This is a genomic window from Flectobacillus sp. BAB-3569, assembly GCF_002270355.1.
In the GTDB taxonomy this organism is placed as follows: domain Bacteria; phylum Bacteroidota; class Bacteroidia; order Cytophagales; family Spirosomataceae; genus Flectobacillus; species Flectobacillus roseus.
In genome coordinates this window covers 172,787-193,980 of sequence record NZ_NJFZ01000007.1, presented here as the reverse complement: position 1 = coordinate 193,980, position 21,194 = coordinate 172,787, and the positions used below count along the sequence as shown (strand labels likewise).

At 37.4% G+C, this 21,194-nt stretch carries 13 protein-coding genes; 5 read left to right on the top strand and 8 right to left on the bottom strand.

All coding sequences use genetic code 11. The features are described 5' to 3' along the window. Positions 1-5 precede the first annotated feature (5 nt). From BWI92_RS08655 to secA, 5 genes are all read right to left on the bottom strand, one after another. Positions 6-767 (bottom strand): bifunctional 2-polyprenyl-6-hydroxyphenol methylase/3-demethylubiquinol 3-O-methyltransferase UbiG, encoded by a 762-nt coding sequence (locus tag BWI92_RS08655; RefSeq protein WP_095161976.1) that lies wholly within the window; start codon positions 765-767, stop codon positions 6-8. Then, complete coding sequence (locus BWI92_RS08650) at positions 757-1,662, bottom strand: glycosyltransferase family 2 protein (protein ID WP_095161974.1); 906 nt, start codon at positions 1,660-1,662, stop codon at positions 757-759. The genes BWI92_RS08655 and BWI92_RS08650 overlap by 11 nt, the downstream gene beginning before the upstream one ends. A 52-nt stretch (positions 1,663-1,714) precedes the next feature. Continuing rightward, the gene (locus BWI92_RS08645; protein WP_310588883.1) at positions 1,715-2,809 is read right to left on the bottom strand and encodes a DegT/DnrJ/EryC1/StrS family aminotransferase; all 1,095 of its coding nucleotides are present in this window, start codon (positions 2,807-2,809) and stop codon (positions 1,715-1,717) included. Further along, entirely contained in the window at positions 2,806-3,192 is a 387-nt protein-coding gene (locus BWI92_RS08640; RefSeq protein WP_095161972.1) for an FdtA/QdtA family cupin domain-containing protein, read from the bottom strand. The genes BWI92_RS08645 and BWI92_RS08640 overlap by 4 nt, the downstream gene beginning before the upstream one ends. Before the next feature lie 399 nt (positions 3,193-3,591). After that, positions 3,592-6,966, bottom strand: a complete 3,375-nt coding sequence (gene secA / locus BWI92_RS08635) for a preprotein translocase subunit SecA (protein WP_095161970.1) — start codon at positions 6,964-6,966, stop codon at positions 3,592-3,594. Positions 6,967-7,209: 243 nt separating this feature from the next. Between secA and BWI92_RS08630 the strand changes: the two genes are divergently transcribed. Both BWI92_RS08630 and BWI92_RS08625 read left to right on the top strand, forming a co-directional pair. Next, a complete protein-coding gene (locus tag BWI92_RS08630; protein ID WP_095161968.1) occupies positions 7,210-7,698 on the top strand; it encodes a hypothetical protein in 489 nt (162 codons plus the stop codon). A gap of 142 nt (positions 7,699-7,840) precedes the next feature. Continuing rightward, complete coding sequence (locus BWI92_RS08625) at positions 7,841-8,722, top strand: energy transducer TonB (protein ID WP_095161966.1); 882 nt, start codon at positions 7,841-7,843, stop codon at positions 8,720-8,722. 241 nt (positions 8,723-8,963) lie between these two features. Here BWI92_RS08625 and BWI92_RS08620 read toward each other — a convergent pair whose 3' ends face one another. Both BWI92_RS08620 and BWI92_RS08615 read right to left on the bottom strand, forming a co-directional pair. Next, positions 8,964-9,596, bottom strand: coding sequence for an NUDIX hydrolase (locus BWI92_RS08620; RefSeq protein ID WP_095161964.1), 633 nt, complete (start codon positions 9,594-9,596; stop codon positions 8,964-8,966). Between the two features lie 167 nt (positions 9,597-9,763). Beyond that, the gene (locus BWI92_RS08615) at positions 9,764-11,725 is read right to left on the bottom strand and encodes a M1 family metallopeptidase (RefSeq protein ID WP_095161962.1); all 1,962 of its coding nucleotides are present in this window, start codon (positions 11,723-11,725) and stop codon (positions 9,764-9,766) included. Positions 11,726-11,901: 176 nt separating this feature from the next. On the opposite strand from BWI92_RS08615, the gene BWI92_RS08610 reads away from it, so the two are divergent. Beyond that, on the top strand, positions 11,902-12,252 hold the full coding sequence (locus tag BWI92_RS08610; protein WP_095161960.1) for a DUF6984 family protein: 351 nt from the start codon (positions 11,902-11,904) through the stop codon (positions 12,250-12,252). Positions 12,253-12,333: 81 nt separating this feature from the next. Here BWI92_RS08610 and BWI92_RS08605 read toward each other — a convergent pair whose 3' ends face one another. After that, positions 12,334-15,279, bottom strand: a complete 2,946-nt coding sequence (locus BWI92_RS08605; RefSeq protein ID WP_095161958.1) for an FAD-binding and (Fe-S)-binding domain-containing protein — start codon at positions 15,277-15,279, stop codon at positions 12,334-12,336. A 1,081-nt stretch (positions 15,280-16,360) separates the two neighbouring features. On the opposite strand from BWI92_RS08605, the gene BWI92_RS08595 reads away from it, so the two are divergent. After that, positions 16,361-19,399, top strand: a complete 3,039-nt coding sequence (locus BWI92_RS08595) for a SusC/RagA family TonB-linked outer membrane protein (RefSeq protein WP_095161955.1) — start codon at positions 16,361-16,363, stop codon at positions 19,397-19,399. A 72-nt stretch (positions 19,400-19,471) separates the two neighbouring features. Continuing rightward, entirely contained in the window at positions 19,472-21,007 is a 1,536-nt protein-coding gene (locus tag BWI92_RS08590) for a RagB/SusD family nutrient uptake outer membrane protein (protein ID WP_095161953.1), read from the top strand. Positions 21,008-21,194: the final 187 nt, after the last annotated feature.

The following is a 21,194-nucleotide window of genomic DNA, read 5'->3' as shown; positions in this document are numbered from 1 at the left end:
AATAGTTACTTCTTGATAGTCAGGAAAACGGAGCTACCAAATGGCGTTGAACTAAATAGCTTTCGCTCTATCCTCGAACACTGATAAAAAAATTGATTGATGCCTGCATTGGGAAGAGATACATCCGAAACAATTTGTGTTCTATCAATCAAATTTAATTTAAGTTGTAGTTGTTGTAACTGACGTACCGCCAAAATAAGTGGAGATAAGAAAAAAGGCCAATAAGTATGCTTTTCTATAGTCAACGTAGTTGGCAAATACTGCGCATAAGTCGATTTGGTAAAACGGTGTTTGCCACCTACTGCAATATCATGAGTGCCAAAAAACATATTAAAGGCATTGTTATTGGTTAAAAAAACACCTTTAGGACGAAGTAACTTTGCAATACCAGCTAGAGTGCTTTTAATAGCCTCTGATTCAAGACAATATACAACATCATTACAAATGATTACATCGAAAGATTCATTGGGAAAATGATTGCCTATTTCGGCTGCATTCATCTTCTGAACTTTTAATCCACGCTGTTGACAAAAACTCAGCGACGATTCAGAATAATCTATACCTTGAATGTTAGTATATCCTAGTCGTTGAAGAAAAGTTAATAAACCTCCTGTACCAGCACCAACATCCAATATTTGAATTTCTTTATTTTGCCCAAAATTTTCAACAATACCTTCCAAAACCCTTTGATGTAGCGTTTGATACCACCATAGTTTTTCTTCTACCTCAAACATCATTTTGTATTCTTCGTGGCTACTATTCAGCATGGTTGATATGTTTTGATTTGATGACAAATTGTGGATGATTATTTTGGGTCAAAAAGTCTTTGGCAACGTATTCTCCAATGATTCCTAGTCCAATTACCTGAATACTTCCTAAGATACAAATGGCATGAAAAGTAGCACTAAAGTCTACAAAACCAAGAAGTTGTATTAAAAGAAATACGAAGCTAGTACCCAATAAAATAAGTCCAGTACTAAGGATGATTCTAACAGGTAAAAGTGAATATCCAAAAAGAATGGAAAGGAACAAAGCAATCAATTTTTGAACAGTATAGCTGGATTGGCCTTCGGTGCGTGCGTGGTGTTCGACCAAAACACGACCAACGTTTTTGGTTACTCGAAAAATTAAGGCATCGATGTAAGGGTAAGGGCCAGTGTATTTACAAATTTCGGTTACAACTTCCTTTTTGATGAGTTTAAAACTAGACAAGTACAAATCTTTGGGTTTGCCGAAAAGGTATGTTGTCATTTGATTAACGAGCCAGCTTCCAACATTGCGAACATAATGATGTTTTTTGTCTTCGTAATAACTATAAACTACATCTAAATTATCAGATTGAGCTTTGTTCAAAAGCTTTAGTATTTCACTGGGAGGATTCTGAAAATCATCATCGATGATTACCGTAAAATGTCCTTTCGTATGATTAAGGCCGCAGATTACAGCATTGAATTCTCCAAAATTTCTACGTAAAGAGATAAAGCTTACTCGTGGATATCGGAGTGCCAACGCGGTACAAACTTCCTCGGAATTGTCAGGACTTCCATCGTTTACAAGAACAATTTCGAAAGAAATACCTTGTAAGGTTTCATGTAATTTACTCACCAACGAACCAATAGATTGTGCTCCTTTATAGACAGGAATTACAACTGATAATAGCATATCTCAAATGAAAGGATGTTAACTTTTGAAAAAGATTTCCTAAGAAGAATCTCTAACCGTTAAAATAATTGATTTTTTCGATAATATACTCAACTTCTAATTCCTGCAAAGTAGGGTTTAATGGAATACTGAGTACTTCTTGATGAATCTTTTCTGTAATCGGAAAACTTAAATGATTGAATTCCGAAAGCGCTTTTTGTTTGTGTGGAGGAATGGGATAATGAATGTCTGTTCCGATACCATTCTCTGCTAAATAGGAACGTAATTTATCTCTATGAGGGGTTCTAATCACAAATAAATGCCACGCATCTTCATCGATTGTATTGGATGGAGGAAGAATGATGGAAGAATTTTGAATTTGCTCTAGGTAATTTCGGGCAATTTTTTGACGATACTGATTTTCTACATCCAAATATTCTAGTTTTAGAGATAAAAAAGCAGCTTGTATTTCATCTAAACGACTATTGAGTCCGACTTCATCGAAGACATACTTTTGAGATGAACCATAATTTCGAAGTTGTCGATATTCGTTGGCAAGTGACTCACTATTGCAAGTAATAGCACCACCATCACCTAATGCTCCGAGATTTTTAGAAGGATAAAAACTAAAGCCAGCTGCATCTCCTAAGTTACCAGCTTTTACGCCTAAATAGGTAGCTCCATGAGCTTGCGCTGCATCTTCAAAGATTTGAAGTTGATGTTTTTCGGCAATAGCATGAATAGCAGTCATCTCACAACATTTGCCATACAAGTGTGTAAGCATGATTGCTTTTGTATGTGTTGTGATTACTTGTTCTATTTGATTAGGATCAATCAGATAGGTATCTAGTGAAGGTTCGACTAATATGGGTTTTAGTCCAGCATTGATGATAGCTAAAATAGTTGCGATGTAAGTATTAGCTGGTACAATAACTTCAGCCTGAGGAGGATATTTACAGGCCTTGAGGATAATCGTGAGAGCATCTAATCCATTGGCTACACCTAGGCAGAAATTGGTTTCACAATAAGAAGCAAAACGATTTTCAAACTCAACTAATTCTTGACCTAAGATAAACCAACCTTTTTCAAGTTTTTCCGAGAAAATCCTTTTTAAATCATCATGATAAGGCTTATTGGTATTTTGAAGGCTTAAAAAGGGGATAATCATACGGTTGTAATGGTCGATTGAGGGTAGGGTTCGTAAATGTAGTCTTCTTTGTCATAAAACTGATTGGCCAAAACCAATAGAATAGCATCACTAGAAAATTGGTCCATTACGTGCCAATCCTCTGGTGCTAAGACTAAACATTTTTGAGGCGTATCTAGTATGAATTCTTCCTGTTTGAAGCCATTATCATTGAGAACACGACAACTTCCAGAAATACATACTAAGGCCTGCCAGGTTTCTTTGTGACGATGCCCACCTCGAACCGAATCCTCTTTTCCCTGAATATAAAACACACGTCTTATATGCCCGGGGAGTATTTTTTCAAATACTGTTAAATCGCCCGCATCCGAACTGAAAGTATCCAATAACAACAATTGACTCACTAGTATTATCGAAGGTTTAAAAAGCCCTGTGGTTGTATAAAGTATATTAGCTGGCTTTTCACTCTATTATAAAAATAAAGCCTTAGCTATGTAATGATTAATGTAATTGATTGGAAGAGATATATGCTTATATGTATAATAGACTTCAAAAATAATAAAATTAATTTAATACTTTGGAGAAGTAGTGTTATAAATTATGGAAAGGCCTTATTGTGTGGATAAAAGAGTAATATCATTCGAAAAGCTATATTATGATTGAATCGTTTAGAGAAAAAATATACCTTTGTAAAATATTTGTGACTTCAAAATCCCGATGATGGGAATTTTAGATATAAAACTTAATATAAAAATGGTTAATTTACAAAAAAACGCCCGTTTTGCGGGCGTTTTTTGTTTTTGTTATGCAATCACTACTGCTATGCCTTTCTCTACATCTTGCTCAACAGTTTTGTATTTTACGTTTTCCTTGATTGAACCATCTTGATACTGAACAGTTACTCTTTGGTTACGATCTGCAATTTTGATGGCTTGTCTTGGAGCAACTTTCTCAGTATGCTGACCTGCGCTTGGGTCGATATAATCAAGACCTGAATCTAGTGTACCAGCCAAACCACCTACCAAAGATGAAATAGCTTCATCTTTTTGGGTTTGTAGTTTTGGTTGTGGTGCAGGTACTTGTTGTACAACTGGTTGTTCTACTGCTTGCTGAAAATCAGGCATATCTGCCTTCATCAAGAAGCTAACAGTATCTACGTTGATACGACTCAAGAAACGTTCAAACAATTTAACAGCTTCGAATTTGTAAATCAACAATGGATCTTTTTGTTCAAATACTGCATTCTGTACCGATTGTTTCAAGTCATCCATATCACGAAGGTGCTCTTTCCACTCCTGGTCAATAAGGCTCAATGCAATGAATTTCTCCATTTCAGAAATTACCTTTTTACCATTTGTTGCAAGCGTTTCGTTGGCATCTGCAAATACGCCTGTTACTAATACGCCATTAGTAATAGGTACTTGGATACCTTGATAACCTTGAGATAAAGCTTCTTGTGCAAAGTCAATTACTTTTTCTGCCAAAGCCTTATTCTTAGCGGTATAGTGTTTCTCAGCAGCATCGTACAAGCGATTTGTACGTTGTTGCGTATTTAATTTGGCAAATTCCTCACGGTCAAATGGAGGCACCATGCCTAAGATATCAATAACACGAAGCTCTACTTCATCATAAGAAACATTGTTTTGGATGATATCCGAACAAACATCAAATGTTGTATTGGCAATATCCAATGATAAACGTTCTCCAAACAAAGCATTCTGACGACGTTTGTAGATGGCATTACGTTGGTAGTTCATTACATCATCATATTCCAACAAACGCTTACGGATACCAAAGTTATTTTCTTCTACTTTTTTCTGAGCGCGTTCTACCGACGAAGTAATCATAGAGTGTTGGATTACTTCCCCTTCTTCCATACCCATACGGTCCATAACTTTCGCGATACGGTCTGAACCGAATTTACGCATCAAGTCATCGTCCAACGATAAGAAGAATTGAGATGAACCTACGTCACCCTGACGACCCGCACGACCTCTCAACTGACGGTCGACACGGCGAGACTCGTGGCGTTCTGTACCAATGATAGCCAAACCTCCAGAAGTCTTAGCTTCTGGCGATAACTTAATGTCTGTACCACGACCAGCCATGTTGGTTGCAATTGTAACTTTACCTGCTTGACCAGCTTCTGCTACAATGTCGGCTTCGCGTGCGTGGTGTTTCGCGTTGAGTACGTTGTGCTGAATCTTACGGATTGTAAGCATACGGCTCAATAACTCAGAGTTTTCGACAGAAGTAGTACCCACAAGTACAGGGCGACCAGCTTCTACCATTTCTTGAATTTCTTGAGCTACAGCATTGTATTTCTCACGAACAGTTTTGTAAACTTTATCTTCGTGGTCATTACGAGAGATTTTTCTGTTCGTAGGAATTGTTACAACGTCCAATTTATAGATTGTCCAAAACTCACCTGCTTCAGTTTCGGCAGTACCCGTCATACCACAAAGTTTGTGATACATACGGAAGTAGTTTTGAAGGGTAATAGTAGCATAAGTTTGCGTAGCATCTTCGATGTTTACATTTTCCTTAGCTTCAATAGCTTGGTGTAAACCGTCAGAATAACGACGACCGTCCATGATACGACCTGTTTGCTCATCTACGATTTTTACTTTACCTTCATCGATGATATATTCAGCATCTTTTTCAAATAAAGTATAAGCTTTGAGCAATTGGTTTACAGTGTGAATACGTTGCGTTTTGGCTGAATAATCACGAATCAAAGCCTCTTTCTTAACCAAGCGATCGTGTTCGTTTAATTCTGCATCTTTTTCGATGGTATTCAAATCAACAGACAAATCAGGAATAACGAAGAAATTGGCATCGTCAATCAATCTTGCCATAAACTCAAGACCTTTTTCCGTTAATTCAACCTGATTGTTTTTCTCTTCGATGGTAAACATCAAAGGAGCATCTGCTTCAGGCATTAACTTTTGGTTTTCGGCAAGGTAGATAGATTCTGTTTCTTGCATGATTTGCTTCACACCAACCTCTCCCAAGAATTTGATCAATGGACGGCTCTTTGGCAAACCACGGAAAGCACGGAATAATGACAAACCACCTTCTTTTTTCTTTCCTGCTGCAATTAACTTTTTCGATTCTACCAATAACTCCTGAACGATACGTTTTTGTTGATCTACCAAACGAGCTACTAGCGGATTGAAAATTTCGAAATCTTGTTCATCTCCACGAGCCATTGGTCCACTGATAATCAATGGAGTACGAGCATCATCAATCAAAACGGAGTCAACCTCATCGACCATGGCATAGTGGTGCTTGCGTTGAACTTGTTCTTCTGGGCTACGAGCCATGTTGTCACGTAGATAGTCAAAACCAAATTCATTGTTTGTACCATATGTAATATCTGCCAAATAGGCTTTACGACGAGCGTCTGTGTTTGGTTCGTGCTTATCAATACAGTCAACCGTAATTTGATGGAATTCAAACAATGGCGCATTCCACTCAGAGTCACGTTTAGCAAGGTAGTCGTTTACAGTTACAAGGTGTACACCACGTCCAGCCAAAGCATTCAAGAATGAAGGTAGGGTAGAAACCAACGTTTTACCTTCCCCAGTTGCCATTTCTGCAATTTTACCTTGGTGCAATACAATACCACCGATCAACTGTACATCGTAGTGAATCATATTCCACTCGATTTCGTTACCAGCTGCCATCCATTTGTTATGCCAGATGGCGGTGTCTCCAACAATCTCAACGTTTTTCTTTCGGCTAGCCATCTCAATATCATAAGGAGTTGCAGTAACCTCAAGTTTTTTGTTTTCCGTATATCTTCTAGCCGTTTCTTTTACAATCGCAAATGCCTGAGGAAGAATTTCCATCAAAACTACTTCTAACGATTTGTTACGATCAACTTCCAACTTGTCGATTTGATTAAAGATATTTTCTTTAACATCAACCGACATTTCAGGATTACCTTCAATCTCCAATTTGAAATCAGAAATTTCAGCATCATATTTGGCTAAACGCTCTTGAATAAGGGCTTTAAGGTCAACTGTTTTTTGACGAAGTTGATTGTCTGTCAAGCTAGAAAGTTTGGCGAATTCAACTTTGACGTTTTCTACAATTGGCATTAATTCTTTGATGTCACGCTCTGACTTAGTACCAAAGAATTTTGTAACTGCCTTGGTTAAATAATTTATCATTTTGTTCGTATTCGTTAATCTTTAGAGATTATTAAATGAGGTTTTAAAATAGGGTATTTTTTCAAACACAAAGCCTGTAAATTCCTATTGGTATTCCTACAGAAAATTAATTACTTACAAATTTAGTTCATTAGAACCTTTTAAAAACAATTTCGTTATAATTAATATTGCATAATAAAACGATTTGTCATATTTTAGAAATCACTTAAAACGCCTTTTTGAATAGGTAAGTTATTGAATATCATGGAACAAACTCCTCAACGCCGTCGTCCACCTCGTCAAAAGTTAAAAATGCCTTTCTTTGGAGATTTGATGGGCGGATCAGGCAATAGCTCGACTGGTCAAGAGAAAAATCCTTTAAATGGTAAAATTACACCATTGATTTTTCTGGTGGTGCTGGTGGTTTATGGGATTGATTATTTAACAAGTAGTAACAAAAATAAAACTGTTACAGGAGCTGGAGATATAAAGCAAATGGCTTGGAACGGTAAAATTACCAAAAAATGGGCCAACGTAATTGATTCGGCAAGAACCCATTATTTACTTGAGATTACTGAAGTTGTGAATGATAGCACTAAGGAGAAAAAGATTGTAGATTTATTTGAAGAGAAAGGTGACTTTTGGGATAAAGTGAGTCCTAAAAACACCCTAATTAAAAAAGAAGGAAGCTTAGATGTTACGATACAACGCTATTTTAAAAAGGATACAGTGATAAAATTACAATATCCTTGATAATGAGTTAAGTAAAGATTTGAGTACGATTTAAGGGTGAAGCTTGCTTCACCTTTTTTATTTCATAAACCTCATAGTCGAATGGCATAAAATTTGTACGTATAGATGTATTACCCACACGTTAAGACTATTTATTAAAAAAATGAAAAGAAAGTATCTCTTAGTCCTAAGTATTTTAAGCATTTATACCGCCAATACATTTGCTCAATCCTCAAAGAAAAACAGTAGTAAGTTTACATTGAAGCTACCCGCCAATCAAGCTTTTGTGTTACCTGCCAATCCTTATACGAGTATAAGTGATGTACCTGTTCTATTATCAGTTTCTTCTTTGTTATCATCTTTTGCTTTAGTCGAATCGGTAAAAACCGAAACTCCAGATTTGAAGCTTAGTTCCTCTAATCGTGATTACATCATTACAAATGTATCGTACGATGATGAAAATGATGAGGATGACGAGGCTGCATTACGTTCGATTATGGACAAAAAAGCAAAGGTCAAAGAAACGATTGTATTGCAAAAGCCTGCTCCAAAAGTCGAAGAATCAAAATCTGTGCCAGTAGGCGGCGCTAAATCCGAAGGTGGATTGTACGAATATGTCGTAAAAGAGGCTGTTCCTGAGGTAACTTTAACGGAGGAAGAGAAAAAACAATATAATTCAAGAGGAATGCGAGTGCTCTCTTTGCTTGAAGAAGAAGCTTACAGTGATTCAGTATTTTCCAAACCAGATCAAGTAGCTGTATTTCCTGGAGGGTCAAAGTCATTATTAAAATACTTAGACAAGACACTGAAAACCTCTAAAAAGCTGTCTGATGCAGAAAAGCAAGATAAGGTGATAGTGCAGTTTGTTGTGCGTAAAGATGGACGTACCGAGCGCTTTAAGCTCATGAAAGCCTCTGACATCAATTCTACAGGATTAGTATTGGACGCTTTGAGTAAAATGCCTAATTGGGAGCCAGCCATCACGAAGGGAGCTACAGTTAGTTCATTAGTACAGGTAGAAGTTCCTGTTATTAGTCCTAAATAACAGCATAAATATAAAGATTAGTCATCCCTAATTTTAGGGTTAGGACTATTCTCCAAGTTTTTATCAAAAAGCGGTTGAAAATATTTTTTCGACCGCTTTTTTGATGCTACTATGCTATATATGATTTGGCTTAAGGTGTAAATATTGTGTCTTTACTGTTAAAATGTAGATTTCAGGAATAATCACTCATTCTCTCAATCTCAATTTACTCAATAAGGAAATATATACATTTTCTAAACCATTAATCACAGTAAATAGGTAACTCTGGATTGTCGTAGTATTCAAACATTTTAGTGATTTGACTTTCAACTATGCGATCCACCGAAAGAGGAGGAATATTATCTCTATCAAAAAAGTCTACTGCTGATGTTTCCTGAGTATGTGCGTTTAATTCTCCACCAATGATGTCACATAAAATAAAAAGCTTGTACACATACCAAGCCTGCGGAGGATGGGCATGATTTCGTTTGTCAAAAACTCCTAATAGTTTCACGGCTTTTACCTTAAGACCAGTTTCTTCCCAAGCTTCTTTCTCAGCTACTTCAAATGGCGTATATCCTACATCGCCCCAGCCGCCGGGCAAAGACCATCTACCGTCTACTGTTTCTTTGGCCATCAAGATTTGCCCCCTCTCATTAAAAACGACAGCCCGAATATCTACTTTTGGAGTTTGATAACCATCTCGTTCGCTTGCAAATAGGTTAATGATTTTTTCAACAGGTTCATCCGTTAATTTCTCCATGATTTTTACGCTTAAATCAGAGATTTCTTGGTATCGTTCAAGGTCATATGGCTTGTCAGCCGCATAGAAAATACCCGCTTGGGCAATTGATTGAAGTTTCTGAGCTATTGATAGCCAATCTAGGTTATTCATTTGAAAAGGAGGTAAATGATTAGATTCTGAATCGTTGAAATTAAAGAAAATAGCAATACTTTCTGTACAAATGCCTTAAAAATGAGAAAAGGGTATCCATAATAAAGGGGAAACAACATGGTGTTGCTCCCCCTTTATTATGGATAGATAGGATGATTATTTATTTCCTAATTTGGTTTTTGAGCCTTTACGTTCAAAGGTCTCCAAACGTTATTTTTAGAGTTAAAATCAGGAAGAGCATGGTCTGGATCAATACTCACAGACTTCAAAGGCAAGGTGGTGGAAGTTTTGAAAGTCCAAGAGTTTCCTCTTTGCCAGATTTCAACAGGAAGTTTGATACGTTCTTTAGTGCCACCAACCATTTCCAGCTCAACCTCGACAGGCATGGCTAGCTTTTCAAGATTTTCAATGGTAATAACGGCTCCATTTTTAGGGTCTTGTTCGATATACTGAACATCTTTTACAGCTTGATCAAGTTTCCAAGTTTCGTAAAACCAACCTCTCCAAAACCAGCTCAAATCTTCACCTGAGGCATCTTCTATCGTTTTGAAAAAGTCATAAGGTGTTGGATGTTTAAAAGCCCAACGTTTGATATACTCCTTGAAGGCATAATCAAATCTATCTTTTCCTAAAACTTGTTCTCTCAAAATCTTTAAGCCAATTGCGGGTTTGTAATAGGCTTCATAGCCCAAATTGCTCGATTGTAATACATCGGGAATATTCATGATAGGCTCTGCACTTTCACGGAATAGCTGTTTTGCCATTTGGTGCATATCCATCTTATAACCTTTGTATTCGCCATTATTAAAATCGTCGGTCGAGTAAAAGTTGATGAAAGTATTAAAACCTTCGTCCATCCATGCAAATTTGCGTTCGTTTGAACCTACAATCATTGGGAACCAGTTATGTCCAAATTCGTGGTCTGTTACGCCCCAAAGACCTTGTGTTGTGCTTGTACTACCACAAAAAACAATTCCAGGATATTCCATACCGCTGATTGAACCAGCCACATTGGTAGCCACAGGATAGGTGTATTCATACAACCATTTTGAATAGAACTCCAAGCAAGATTTTACGTATTCTGTTGAGCGTCCCCAGCCTTTTTCTCCACCTGATTCTGCGGGATAGGCAGACATAGCCAATGATTTTTTACCACTTGGTAAATTAATTCTAGCAGCATCAATGACAAATGCTTTTGAAGAAGCAAAGGCTACGTCACGTGCTGTACTGCATTTAAACTTCCACGTAATTTTGCCTTCAGATTTAGGTCTTGAATTAGCCTCTATAACCTCTGCCGCACTTCTGATCATGACAGTCTTATCGCTATTGCTCGCTTGTGCTAATCTTTTAAGTTGTTCACCTGTCCAGCATTCAGATGGATTGGTAAGTTCGCCCGAACCTACAATAATATGTGATGCAGGAGCGGTGATGGCATATTCAAAATTACCGTATTCGAGGTAAAATTCGCCTGCACCCAGATAAGGCAGAACGTTCCAGCCCTCAACATCGTCATATACACACATACGAGGATACCACTGAGCAATTTCATAAACAGTTCCTTGCTGTGCTTCGTGCATTCCGACACGGTCGGAGCCATATTTAGGGATTTGGAAAGAATATACAATTTTGATTTTCGCCGAGCCGATTTTCTCAGCCATTGGATTCGCCAAACGAATTTGCATACGAGTATCTTCTACCACAAATTCCGCAGGCTTACCATCGACTGTCACAGACTTGATGGTATATCCCCCGTTGAAATTCACATTGCCAAAGCGTCCGCCAGAAATAGGCGTAGTAGCCGAGCCACGAGATGTGTTACTAAATTGGTTTTGATCAAGTTGTAACCAAAGAAAATTAAGCTTGTCGGGCGAAGCATTTTTGTAGGTAATTTCTACGTCGCCATCCAAAACATTTTTTTGATCATCGAGTGAGACATTGATTTTATAATCTGCTTGGTTTTGCCAATATGTAGCTCCAGGGGATCCTGTTCCACTGCGAGTAGGCGTTGACAAAGTGTAATTAAAAAGTGGGTTAAAAAGGTCGTATTGACTGTAATTAGATTTTTGTTGTGCCTGACTGCTCCAATGCAAGGCAAGTAATGAACCTAAGGCAATTAATTTTTTCATCATCTGTTGTTGAATGTTTAAAAGAAGATTTGGCAGAAACTATAAAACTGAATCCAATGCAATTTAGATGTTTTCCTACAAAGACAATGTTTTATCTTTGTAGCTTTGAGCCAACGGGTATCATTTATAGTTAAAATAAAAGTATTCTGAAACGATAAACGATTGAAAGAACAAAAATAATGAGTCAAGATACAAGAAAAATTAGACCGCAAGAGCGAGCATTAGTAGAGCATCTTTTAGGATTGATTGGCTTTACTACTGCACACTATCCCATTCGTGAAGATGTTGTAGAATATGAAGGGGGCAAAATGGGGAGTATAAGTATGGGTGACGACCCTAATCTTTATGATGGTGATTTGGTGCAGGTAGAGTATGTAGATTCTGATGGAACACCTGTGGTGATTACGCTTACCAAAGATTCAAATGGCAAGCTGTTGGATTTAGATTTTTGGAAAGTAGACTTTTCTAAATTAATCACCTATCCTCAACCTCATCAGGTGAGTGTTAGATCATTAGATGCAGGAATTTAGAACAAAATGGTGTCAATAAAAAGAGCCTGAATATCTTTTATTTTAACAGATACTCAGACTCTTTTCTATAAACTACTTGCCTTATTTCAAGGCTGCGTGAAGAATCTCAACCGCATGCAAAGCTGTACGACCAGTACCATCATGGATTTGGTGACGGCAACTTGTACCTGAAGCTGCAATGATTACTTCATCCGGTTGTTGGCGAATTGTTGGGAACAACACTAATTCACCTACTTGATTAGAAAGCTCGAAGTGTTCTTTTTCGTAGCCAAACGAACCAGCCATACCACAACAACCACTTGGAATCAATTGAACTTCATAGTTGCTCGGTAATGAAAGCGCTTTTTTAGCAGGAACTAAGCTAGAAAGTGATTTTTGTTGACAGTGACCGTGTAATTTTATCAAACGTTTTTCACTTGTAAACAAAGACTTATCAATACGTTTAGCATCAATTTCTTTCGCCAAAAACTCTTCTACCATAAAGGTATTTTTTGCTAATTTTCTAGCATCTTCTAATAAGTTATCGTCTACTAAATCAGGATATTCATCACGGAAAGTTAGAATTGCTGATGGTTCAATACCTACTAAAGGCGTATTTTCTGAAATAACATCTTTTAGTAAGGTTACGTTTTTCGTTGCCAATGCTTTTGCATCGTCCAATAAACCTTTTGATAGCTGCGGACGTCCAGATTCTACATGGTTTGGAATAACGACTTCATATCCCAGTTTTTCTAATAACTCAACTGCTTTTTTACCGATTTCTACGTCGTTGTAATTCGTAAATTCATCAGCAAATAGATATACTTTTTTGCTTAATCCCGTCGATTTTGAACGCTTTTTATTCCAATTTAAGAAAGTTTCTTTTGCCAAAAGAGGCATAGTACGCTCTGGGTGAAATCCGACGATATTATTAGCAATTTTACGAAGTGCAGGCGTGTCAAATACCAAATTATAAGCCCAAGGCACATAAGAAGCAACTTTTGAAAGCTTAGAGAAATTGGCAATCATTTTACTACGAAGAGGTACTCCATTATCCTTGTAATATTGGTGCAAGAATTCCATCTTCAATTTTGCCATATCTACGTTCGATGGACAATCAGATTTACAGCCTTTACATGCCAAGCATAAATCCATCACTTCCTTGATTTCCTCATGATCAAAACGATTGGCTTTGTCCGAACGAGTCAAAAACTCTCTTAATATGTTGGCACGAGCACGAGTAGTTTCTTTCTCATTGCGAGTAGCCATATAAGAAGGGCACATAGTTCCGCCAGACATATGCGTCTTACGACAGTCGCCCGAACCGTTACATTGTTCGGCATGTTGCAAGATATCTTGGTCGTAAAAACGGAAAGTAGTTTTGAATTCTGGGGTAGTTTGTCCTGGCGTATAGCGTAGGAACGTATCCATTGGAGGAGTATCTACAATTTTATTTGGATTGAAGATATTCTTAGGATCCCATACCTTTTTGATTTCTTTCATCAATTGATAGTTGTGGTCACCAACCATCTGTTTGATAAATTCACCTCTCAAACGACCATCACCATGTTCTCCAGAAAGAGAACCTTTGAATTTTTTTACCAAAGTAGCAATCTCTTCTGCAATCAATCTAAATTGTTTATTGCCTTCCTCTGTCTTTAAATTGATGATAGGGCGGAGGTGAAGTTCGCCAGAGCCTGCGTGTGCATAATGCACGCAATACATATTATTGGCTGCAAGAATTTCATTAAATTCTTTGATAAACTCAGGGAGGTCATTGACATCCACAGCTGTGTCTTCGATAACAGCTACTGCTTTTTCGTCACCCGGAAGGTTTGATAGTAGTCCTAAACCAGCCTTGCGTAAATCCCAAACACGCTTGGTATCAGCACCATAAACACGAGGGAAATGATAGCCAAAGCCTGCAGCACGCATTTCAGCCTCGATAGCAGCAGCTTGCTTTTCAATTTCTGAAACATCATTATCACGTAACTCAACTACCAAAAGAGCACCAGGGTCGCCTTCTACAAAGAAACGATTTTGACGATGTTCAGGATTAGCTTTTGTACATTCTAAGATATAGTGATCCATCAGTTCCGAAGCAGATGGCTTGTATTTCATCGCAATAAGATTGGCTCTAAGAGCTTCGTCTATAGTATTGAAATGAACACATAATAAACCAATTTCTTTTGGAGGTAAATCGTTTACATGGATTTTGATTTCGGTGATGAAACAAAGTGTACCCTCTGATCCAGCAATCAGTTCACACATATTAAACGGTTTTCCATTTGGTGTAAATGGCTCACAGTTCAAAAGCATATCTAATGCATATCCTGTATTTCTACGTTCGATGGTAGGCTTAGGAAATTCTGCACGGATTTCATCTTGATTTTTTGAATCGCTGAGTATATCGTTAGTTTTGAGATAAATCTTGTCTAACAGGGTTGCAGAGCCATTTTTTTGCTGTGCTGTAGCTACCAAAGCGCTAAAGTTAGCTTTGTCAGTTGACTTAAAAACGGTTTCTGAACCATCTGCTAAAATAGCGTGCACTTCCAATAGGTGGTCTCTGGTAGACCCATAAACTACTGAATTGGAGCCACATGAGTTGTTTCCGACCATCCCGCCAATCATAGCACGGTTGGCAGTAGAGGTTTCAGGCCCGAAGAATAAGCCATGTTTTTTGAGCTCCATGTTGAGCACATCGCGTACCACCCCTGGTTGTACTCTCACCCAGTGTTCTTCTTTATTAATTTCGAGGATTTTCGTAAAGTTTTTAGAAACATCTACCACAATACCGTCACCAACAACCTGTCCAGCAAGCGATGTACCAGCGGTACGAGGAATAATGGAGGAACCATTATTGGCAGCAAAAGCAATAAGTTTTTTGATGTCTTCTACCGATTTTGGGATAGCAACAGCGGTAGGCATTTCACGATAGGCCGAAGCGTCGGTCGCATACAAGGTACGCATTACGGTATCGTAATGGAAATCACCTTCAAGCGTACCAGCAAGTTGTGCTAAGAGCTGATTACTTACTTTTTGACTCATTTTTGATAAGGGATTAATCTATCAATAGTATGATTGCTATTCAGATTAATGCAAAATTAGTACGAATTATGAAAGAGTTTTTTGGTTTATCAATACAGAATTGAATGCTCAAAGATACGAAATTAAAGGCATAACAGCCTAAGTAAAATTACGGTAATAAAAGATTAGAAAGAATGAAGTAGAATAACCAATAGTATTACATTTCAATACAACAGAAGAGTGATGGGAAAGTGTAGATAACTCGGCTATATGGAGCGATAAATAGCAAGGAAATTGGTTATCTAGTTAAAAGCAAATTCGTGCAAAAATATACTTATCTGTCACATGAAAATGTATAGCAAAAGCCAAAAAAAGAGAAGTTGTCAATTCATAATGTGCAGATTATTTAGGATATATAGAGCAATGATTATGCTGAAATATTTTGCAAACGATTGCAAACATTATGCAAACTTATTCAAACTATTGCATTGGGATACCCATGAGACAAACGGAGAAATTAAGGGATTTTGGAATAGGTATTTAATAATGTTTGTATGAAGTAAAATACCAAAACGATTTTAAATAAAGCCAAATAAATAATTGTACTTTTTTGTGATGATAGGCTTAAATGTAGAAATTTTCCTGTTTTAATGTATTAATAAAAGAATGTTAGACTGTTCTAAAGAGTACAAAATTCATTATTTTATTTATTGGAAAAGTACAATGTTTTTTTATTGTGTAATTGAAGACGTTTTTAACATTTATTAACAAAAAACGTGAATACGCAAAGTTTTACAAAGTTTTGCAAATCTGTCCTACACTGTGCTAAGTTTGCAAGGTATCGTTTTAGTGCAATTTTGGTAAAAATAAGTATTTTTTGAAATAAAATTTTTTCCAAAAAAAATTGAATTATAGAAACTTTATCGCCTACTTTGTTGTGTGAAATCACAGCAAATTCATACTTTTTAGTAAGAAAATTCCATAACTAGACTAACTACTAATTCCCAAAACAATCTTTCTAGTATGATGGTTTTTACTCAAAAATGCTGTGAAGAGCGTTCTCAAATTTCATTAACCATTTTTCCCAATCTTAATATTACCTATGAAAAATCATTTTTACCGATGGTTTGGTCGCCCAATGCGACAAGGTGCAGTATCAACGGGACTTCTTAAGTTCGCGGCGATAGCTGTAGCTATGCTTTTGTCTATTGGGGCTTATGCTCAAGACAAAACTGTTACCGGAAAAGTTACTGACAGTGGCGATGGCTCTGGACTACCAGGTGTATCTGTAAGTGTAAAAGGAACAAACAAAGGTACACAAACAGATGCTACAGGTTCATTCAAATTGAGCAATGTATCAGACAATGCTGTTTTGGTTTTCTCATTTGTAGGTTATGCAAAACAAGAAGTTTCAGTAGGTGGTCGTTCGCAAGTGAACGTATCATTGGCATCTGAAACGAAAGCATTGGAAGAAGTTGTAGTAGTAGGTTATGGTACTACAACGAAGAAAGATGCAACAGGTGGTGTTGTAGCGTTGACTGCTAAGGATTTTAACAAAGGTGTGATTGCTTCTCCAGAACAATTATTACAAGGTCGTGCGGCGGGTGTTCAAATGACTCCTAACTCTGGTGAGCCAGGTGCAGGTATCAACATCCGTATTCGTGGTACCACTTCAATTCGTTCAGGTAATGGTCCGTTGTATGTTGTAGATGGTATTCCTTTGGATGGTGGAAACACTTCTGATGGTACAGATGGTAGTGCAGGTGTTGGTACAACAGCTGCGAGAAACCCATTGAACTTCTTGAACCCAAGTGATATTGAAAACATCTCTGTATTGAAGGATGCTTCTTCTGCCGCTATTTATGGTTCTCGTGGTGCAAATGGTGTTGTATTGATCACTACTAAGAAAGGTAAATCTGGACAAAGTAATTTGAACTTTTCTGCTAGTACAGCGATTTCGAACAACTACAAGAATTATGATGTATTGTCTACAGCTGATTTCTTGAAACAAGCTACTGCTGCTGGTTTGGATGTAAATAATAAATTGATTAATGCTGGTTCTAATACAAACTGGCAAGATCAAGTATATCGTACAGCGATTGCTCAAAACTACAACTTGAGCTACGGTGGTGGTAATGATAATACTAACTACTTCTTCTCTTTGGGTTATAACGACCAACAAGGTACTATCAAAAACTCAGGAATGAAGAAAGTTACAGCTCGTGTAAATGCTACGCACAAATTGTTTGATAACAAAGTTGTTTTGGCTGTAGCAATGACATCTACTAAAGTAACTGACCAATTATCTGCAACAGGTGGTGACATCGGTTTTGAAGGAAACGTTATTTCAACGGCTATCAAAACTAACCCTACTTACCCTGTTTATTCGACAGATGGTTCATATTTTACTAATGGTACTCCATCATTCCGTAACCCTGTTTCATTATTAAATCAATATAGAGGTGGTGTTGTAACAAACAGAACTTTGATGAACATCAGTGGTACTTGGAATATCCTACCAAACTTATCTTACAAAGCTAACTTTGGTTATGATAATTCTGATGGTGTAACAAGAACAAGTGTTGATCCTAATACACCTGGTTTTGCAACAAACATTCCTGGTAACCAAGGCTACGCACGTATCGCAAATCGCTATTTGACTACAACAACTTTGGAGCACACGTTAAACTACAAGTTAGATTTGGGTAAGAATAAAATCGATGCCTTGGCTGGTTTCTCTTATCAACAGTTTGAAAACCAAAGTAACTTCATTCAAGCGAATTTCTTTGTATCTCCTGCAGGTTTTGATTTGGTTAACAATATCAATTTTGTGAACAACTCAGGAACTAACAAAGCGTATACTGGTGGTTCAAGTAAAGGAATGAGTGAGTTACAGTCATATTTTAGCCGTGTAAACTACAATTATGCTGACAAATACTTATTGACTGCAACTTTACGTGTGGATGGTTCATCAAAATTCGGTGCTAACAACAAATATGGTTACTTCCCATCATTTGCTGGTGCTTGGAGATTATCTAACGAGGAATTTGTTCCAAAAGAGGTATTTAGTGATTTGAAATTAAGAGCTGGTTGGGGTATCACAGGTAACCAAGAGTTCCCAACTAATACTTCTTTGGCGACTTATGCTCCTAACTCTTCATCAGGTGGTTTGCAAAAAGAAAATGTACCTAACCCAGACATTAAATGGGAAACTACTACTGCAGTAAACATTGGTTTAGATTTTGCATTAATGAAAGGTCGTTTGTCTGGTACAGTTGAATACTTCAACAAATCTACAAACAACTTGTTGTTCCCATTTGCTGCACCACAACCAGACGTTGCAACTACAAGATGGAGCAATATCCCTGCTGATATTAGAAACAAAGGGGTTGAAGTTTCGTTAAACTATCAAGTTTTAGCTGGCAAAAAATTGGATTGGGAAATATCTGCTAATGCAACCTTCTTGAAAAATGAGATTGCTCGTTTGGACGTTGCAACTATTCAAACTGGTAACTTGTACGGTCAAGGTTTATCAGGAGCATTTATCCAACCAATTACTCAAGGTTATCCATTGTATGGTTTCTTCTTAGCTGATTTCTTAGGTTATGATGAAAATGGTAATACAAAGCTTTCTGCTGATAAAACATATAAAGGAAGCCCTTTCCCTACAATGACTTGGGGCTTGAACAACAGCTTTAACTTGGGTAGCTGGAATGCTAGCTTGTTTATCAATGGTCAACAAGGTGGATACGTTTACAACAACACTGCTAACGCTGTATTAAATAGAGCATCAGTAAAACAAGGTAATAACGTAACTTACCAAACAATCTCAAGTACTACTGGTCAATCATTTGGTGATGCGCCAGTACCATCAGCATTCTACCTAGAGAAATCTGATTTTATTCGTGTATCTAACTTCTCATTGGGTTATACATTCAAGTTACCAGCAAACAGTTTTGCTAAGTCTCTTAATGTTTCGTTAACAGGTCAGAACTTGTTGTTGATCTCTAATTATTCAGGTCTAGATCCAGAAGTGACAAACACTGCTGCGGTTAGAAATGGAGTACCATCATTGGGTATCGATTATATTTCTTACCCAAGAGCTAGAACGTTCTCATTAGGTATCAACGCTAATTTCTAACAACTTGTATTTAGTTGAGTTTTGACATCGTTTAAAACTCTACTTTAATCCACATTATCCGAAATAAAAGAAATGAAAAATTTTAAAAATATATTGTACCCTTCGTTGTTAACTTTAGCAATGGGAGGCGCGATCGGATGTACAAATTTGGATGATGCTGTACTAGATCGTTTGACAGACGCTTCATCGATTTCTCCTGAATTAACATTGAAATCGGCATATCAAAGTTTGGGTACTTTTACTGATCAAGCTGCTATTTACGCTTTGACAGAACATCCTTCTGATGAAATGCAAGGTCCAACTCGTGGTGCTGACTGGGACGATAATGGTCGTTGGAGAAACCTTCACACACATACTTGGACTGACCAAAGTGATGATGTGTTAGCTGCATGGAATAACCTAAACCGTGGTCATGCACTTGCTAACGAGGTAATCAACAATGCGACAGCATCGGCAAAACAAAAGGCGGAAGCTACTTACTTGCGTGCGTTCTATATGTTTTATACAATGGACTTATTCGGTCAAGTGGCATTTAGAGATCCTGCAAACCCAGGTGCTTTACCAAAAGCATTGAGTCGTAAAGAGGCTGCTGCTCAAATCATTGCTGATTTGAATGCAATTCTCCCAACATTGGATAATGCTTCTGGTTCTAATGCAGGTACTGCTACCAAAGAGGCAGCTCGCTTCTTATTAGCGAAAGTTTATTTGAACAAAGCTGTTTACGATCAAGATCCAGCTAGTCCAGCAGGTCCATTTACTTTTGCAAAAGCTGACATGGATCAAGTGGTATCATTAGCAGATGCCATTACTGGTTCAGGTAAATTTAGTTTGACTGAAAGTTACTTCGATAACTTCCACTTTGAAAATTCATCTCGTTCAAAAGAATTAATCTTTGTAATTCAGAATGAAAAAGGTGCTAGTCTTGACAATGGTTCTTCAGTAAGAAACCGTTTTTACATGACAACGCACTATAATCAAGTGCCTAGTGGTTGGAATGGTTTTACTACTTTATCTGATTTCTATAACAGCTTTGAGAAAACAGATAGCCGTTTGAGTGCTGCAGTGCCAGGTTTGACTGATAAGTCAGGTTTGCGTGCAGGTCTATTGGCAGGTCAACAATTTGATCAAAATGGAGTAGCATTGACAGATCGTTCTGGAAAGCCACTTAGTTTTACGTTGAAATATGATTTTAGAGTAGCTAGTGAGGCTGATGGTGCTCGTGTTATTAAGTATATCCCAGATGTGTCAAATATTGATGCACCAGGAAACGACTATGTATTCTTCCGCTATGCTGACTTATTATTGATGAAAGCTGAAGCGTTATTCAGAGGTGGTAACACAGCTGGTGCGTTAACAATTATTAATAATTTGAGAACAACTCGTGGTGTAGCTGCTTTGACTGCATTAACAGCAAACAATATCTTGGCTGAACGTGGTCGTGAATTGTACTGGGAAGGTTGGAGAAGAAATGACCAAATTCGTTTTGGTACTTTCGCAAACCCTGTTGATAACAGAACAACAGCGTCTCCTGCTTACCGCGTTGTATTCCCAATCCCTCAAAGAGAATTGGAAATCAACTCAAACTTGAAGCAAAACGTTGGATACTAATCATCTGATAGTTTTATAATACCGGAAAATGCTCGATTTATCGAGCATTTTCCTTTTAAGGATGTTGTTATATGCCTTTTTCAGCAATCGGCTTTCGGCAACAATAATCCCAATCAATTCAAACATTCTTTTTGGCTTAATGCCTACGGCTTATAGCCTAATGCGTAATAATGCAATTTTATTTTAC

Excerpts from the sequence above, each read along its gene's own strand:
- BWI92_RS08655 (WP_095161976.1), bottom strand. The coding sequence starts at position 767 with ATGCTGAATAGTAGCCACGAAGAATACAAAATGATGTTTGAGGTAGAA.
- BWI92_RS08650 (WP_095161974.1), bottom strand. The coding sequence starts at position 1,662 with ATGCTATTATCAGTTGTAATTCCTGTCTATAAAGGAGCACAATCTATT.
- BWI92_RS08645 (WP_310588883.1), bottom strand. The coding sequence starts at position 2,809 with ATGATTATCCCCTTTTTAAGCCTTCAAAATACCAATAAGCCTTATCAT.
- secA (WP_095161970.1), bottom strand. The coding sequence starts at position 6,966 with ATGATAAATTATTTAACCAAGGCAGTTACAAAATTCTTTGGTACTAAG.
- BWI92_RS08630 (WP_095161968.1), top strand. The coding sequence starts at position 7,210 with ATGGAACAAACTCCTCAACGCCGTCGTCCACCTCGTCAAAAGTTAAAA.
- BWI92_RS08625 (WP_095161966.1), top strand. The coding sequence starts at position 7,841 with ATGAAAAGAAAGTATCTCTTAGTCCTAAGTATTTTAAGCATTTATACC.
- BWI92_RS08620 (WP_095161964.1), bottom strand. The coding sequence starts at position 9,596 with ATGAATAACCTAGATTGGCTATCAATAGCTCAGAAACTTCAATCAATT.
- BWI92_RS08615 (WP_095161962.1), bottom strand. The coding sequence starts at position 11,725 with ATGATGAAAAAATTAATTGCCTTAGGTTCATTACTTGCCTTGCATTGG.
- BWI92_RS08610 (WP_095161960.1), top strand. The coding sequence starts at position 11,902 with ATGAGTCAAGATACAAGAAAAATTAGACCGCAAGAGCGAGCATTAGTA.
- BWI92_RS08605 (WP_095161958.1), bottom strand. The coding sequence starts at position 15,279 with ATGAGTCAAAAAGTAAGTAATCAGCTCTTAGCACAACTTGCTGGTACG.
- BWI92_RS08595 (WP_095161955.1), top strand. The coding sequence starts at position 16,361 with ATGAAAAATCATTTTTACCGATGGTTTGGTCGCCCAATGCGACAAGGT.
- BWI92_RS08590 (WP_095161953.1), top strand. The coding sequence starts at position 19,472 with ATGAAAAATTTTAAAAATATATTGTACCCTTCGTTGTTAACTTTAGCA.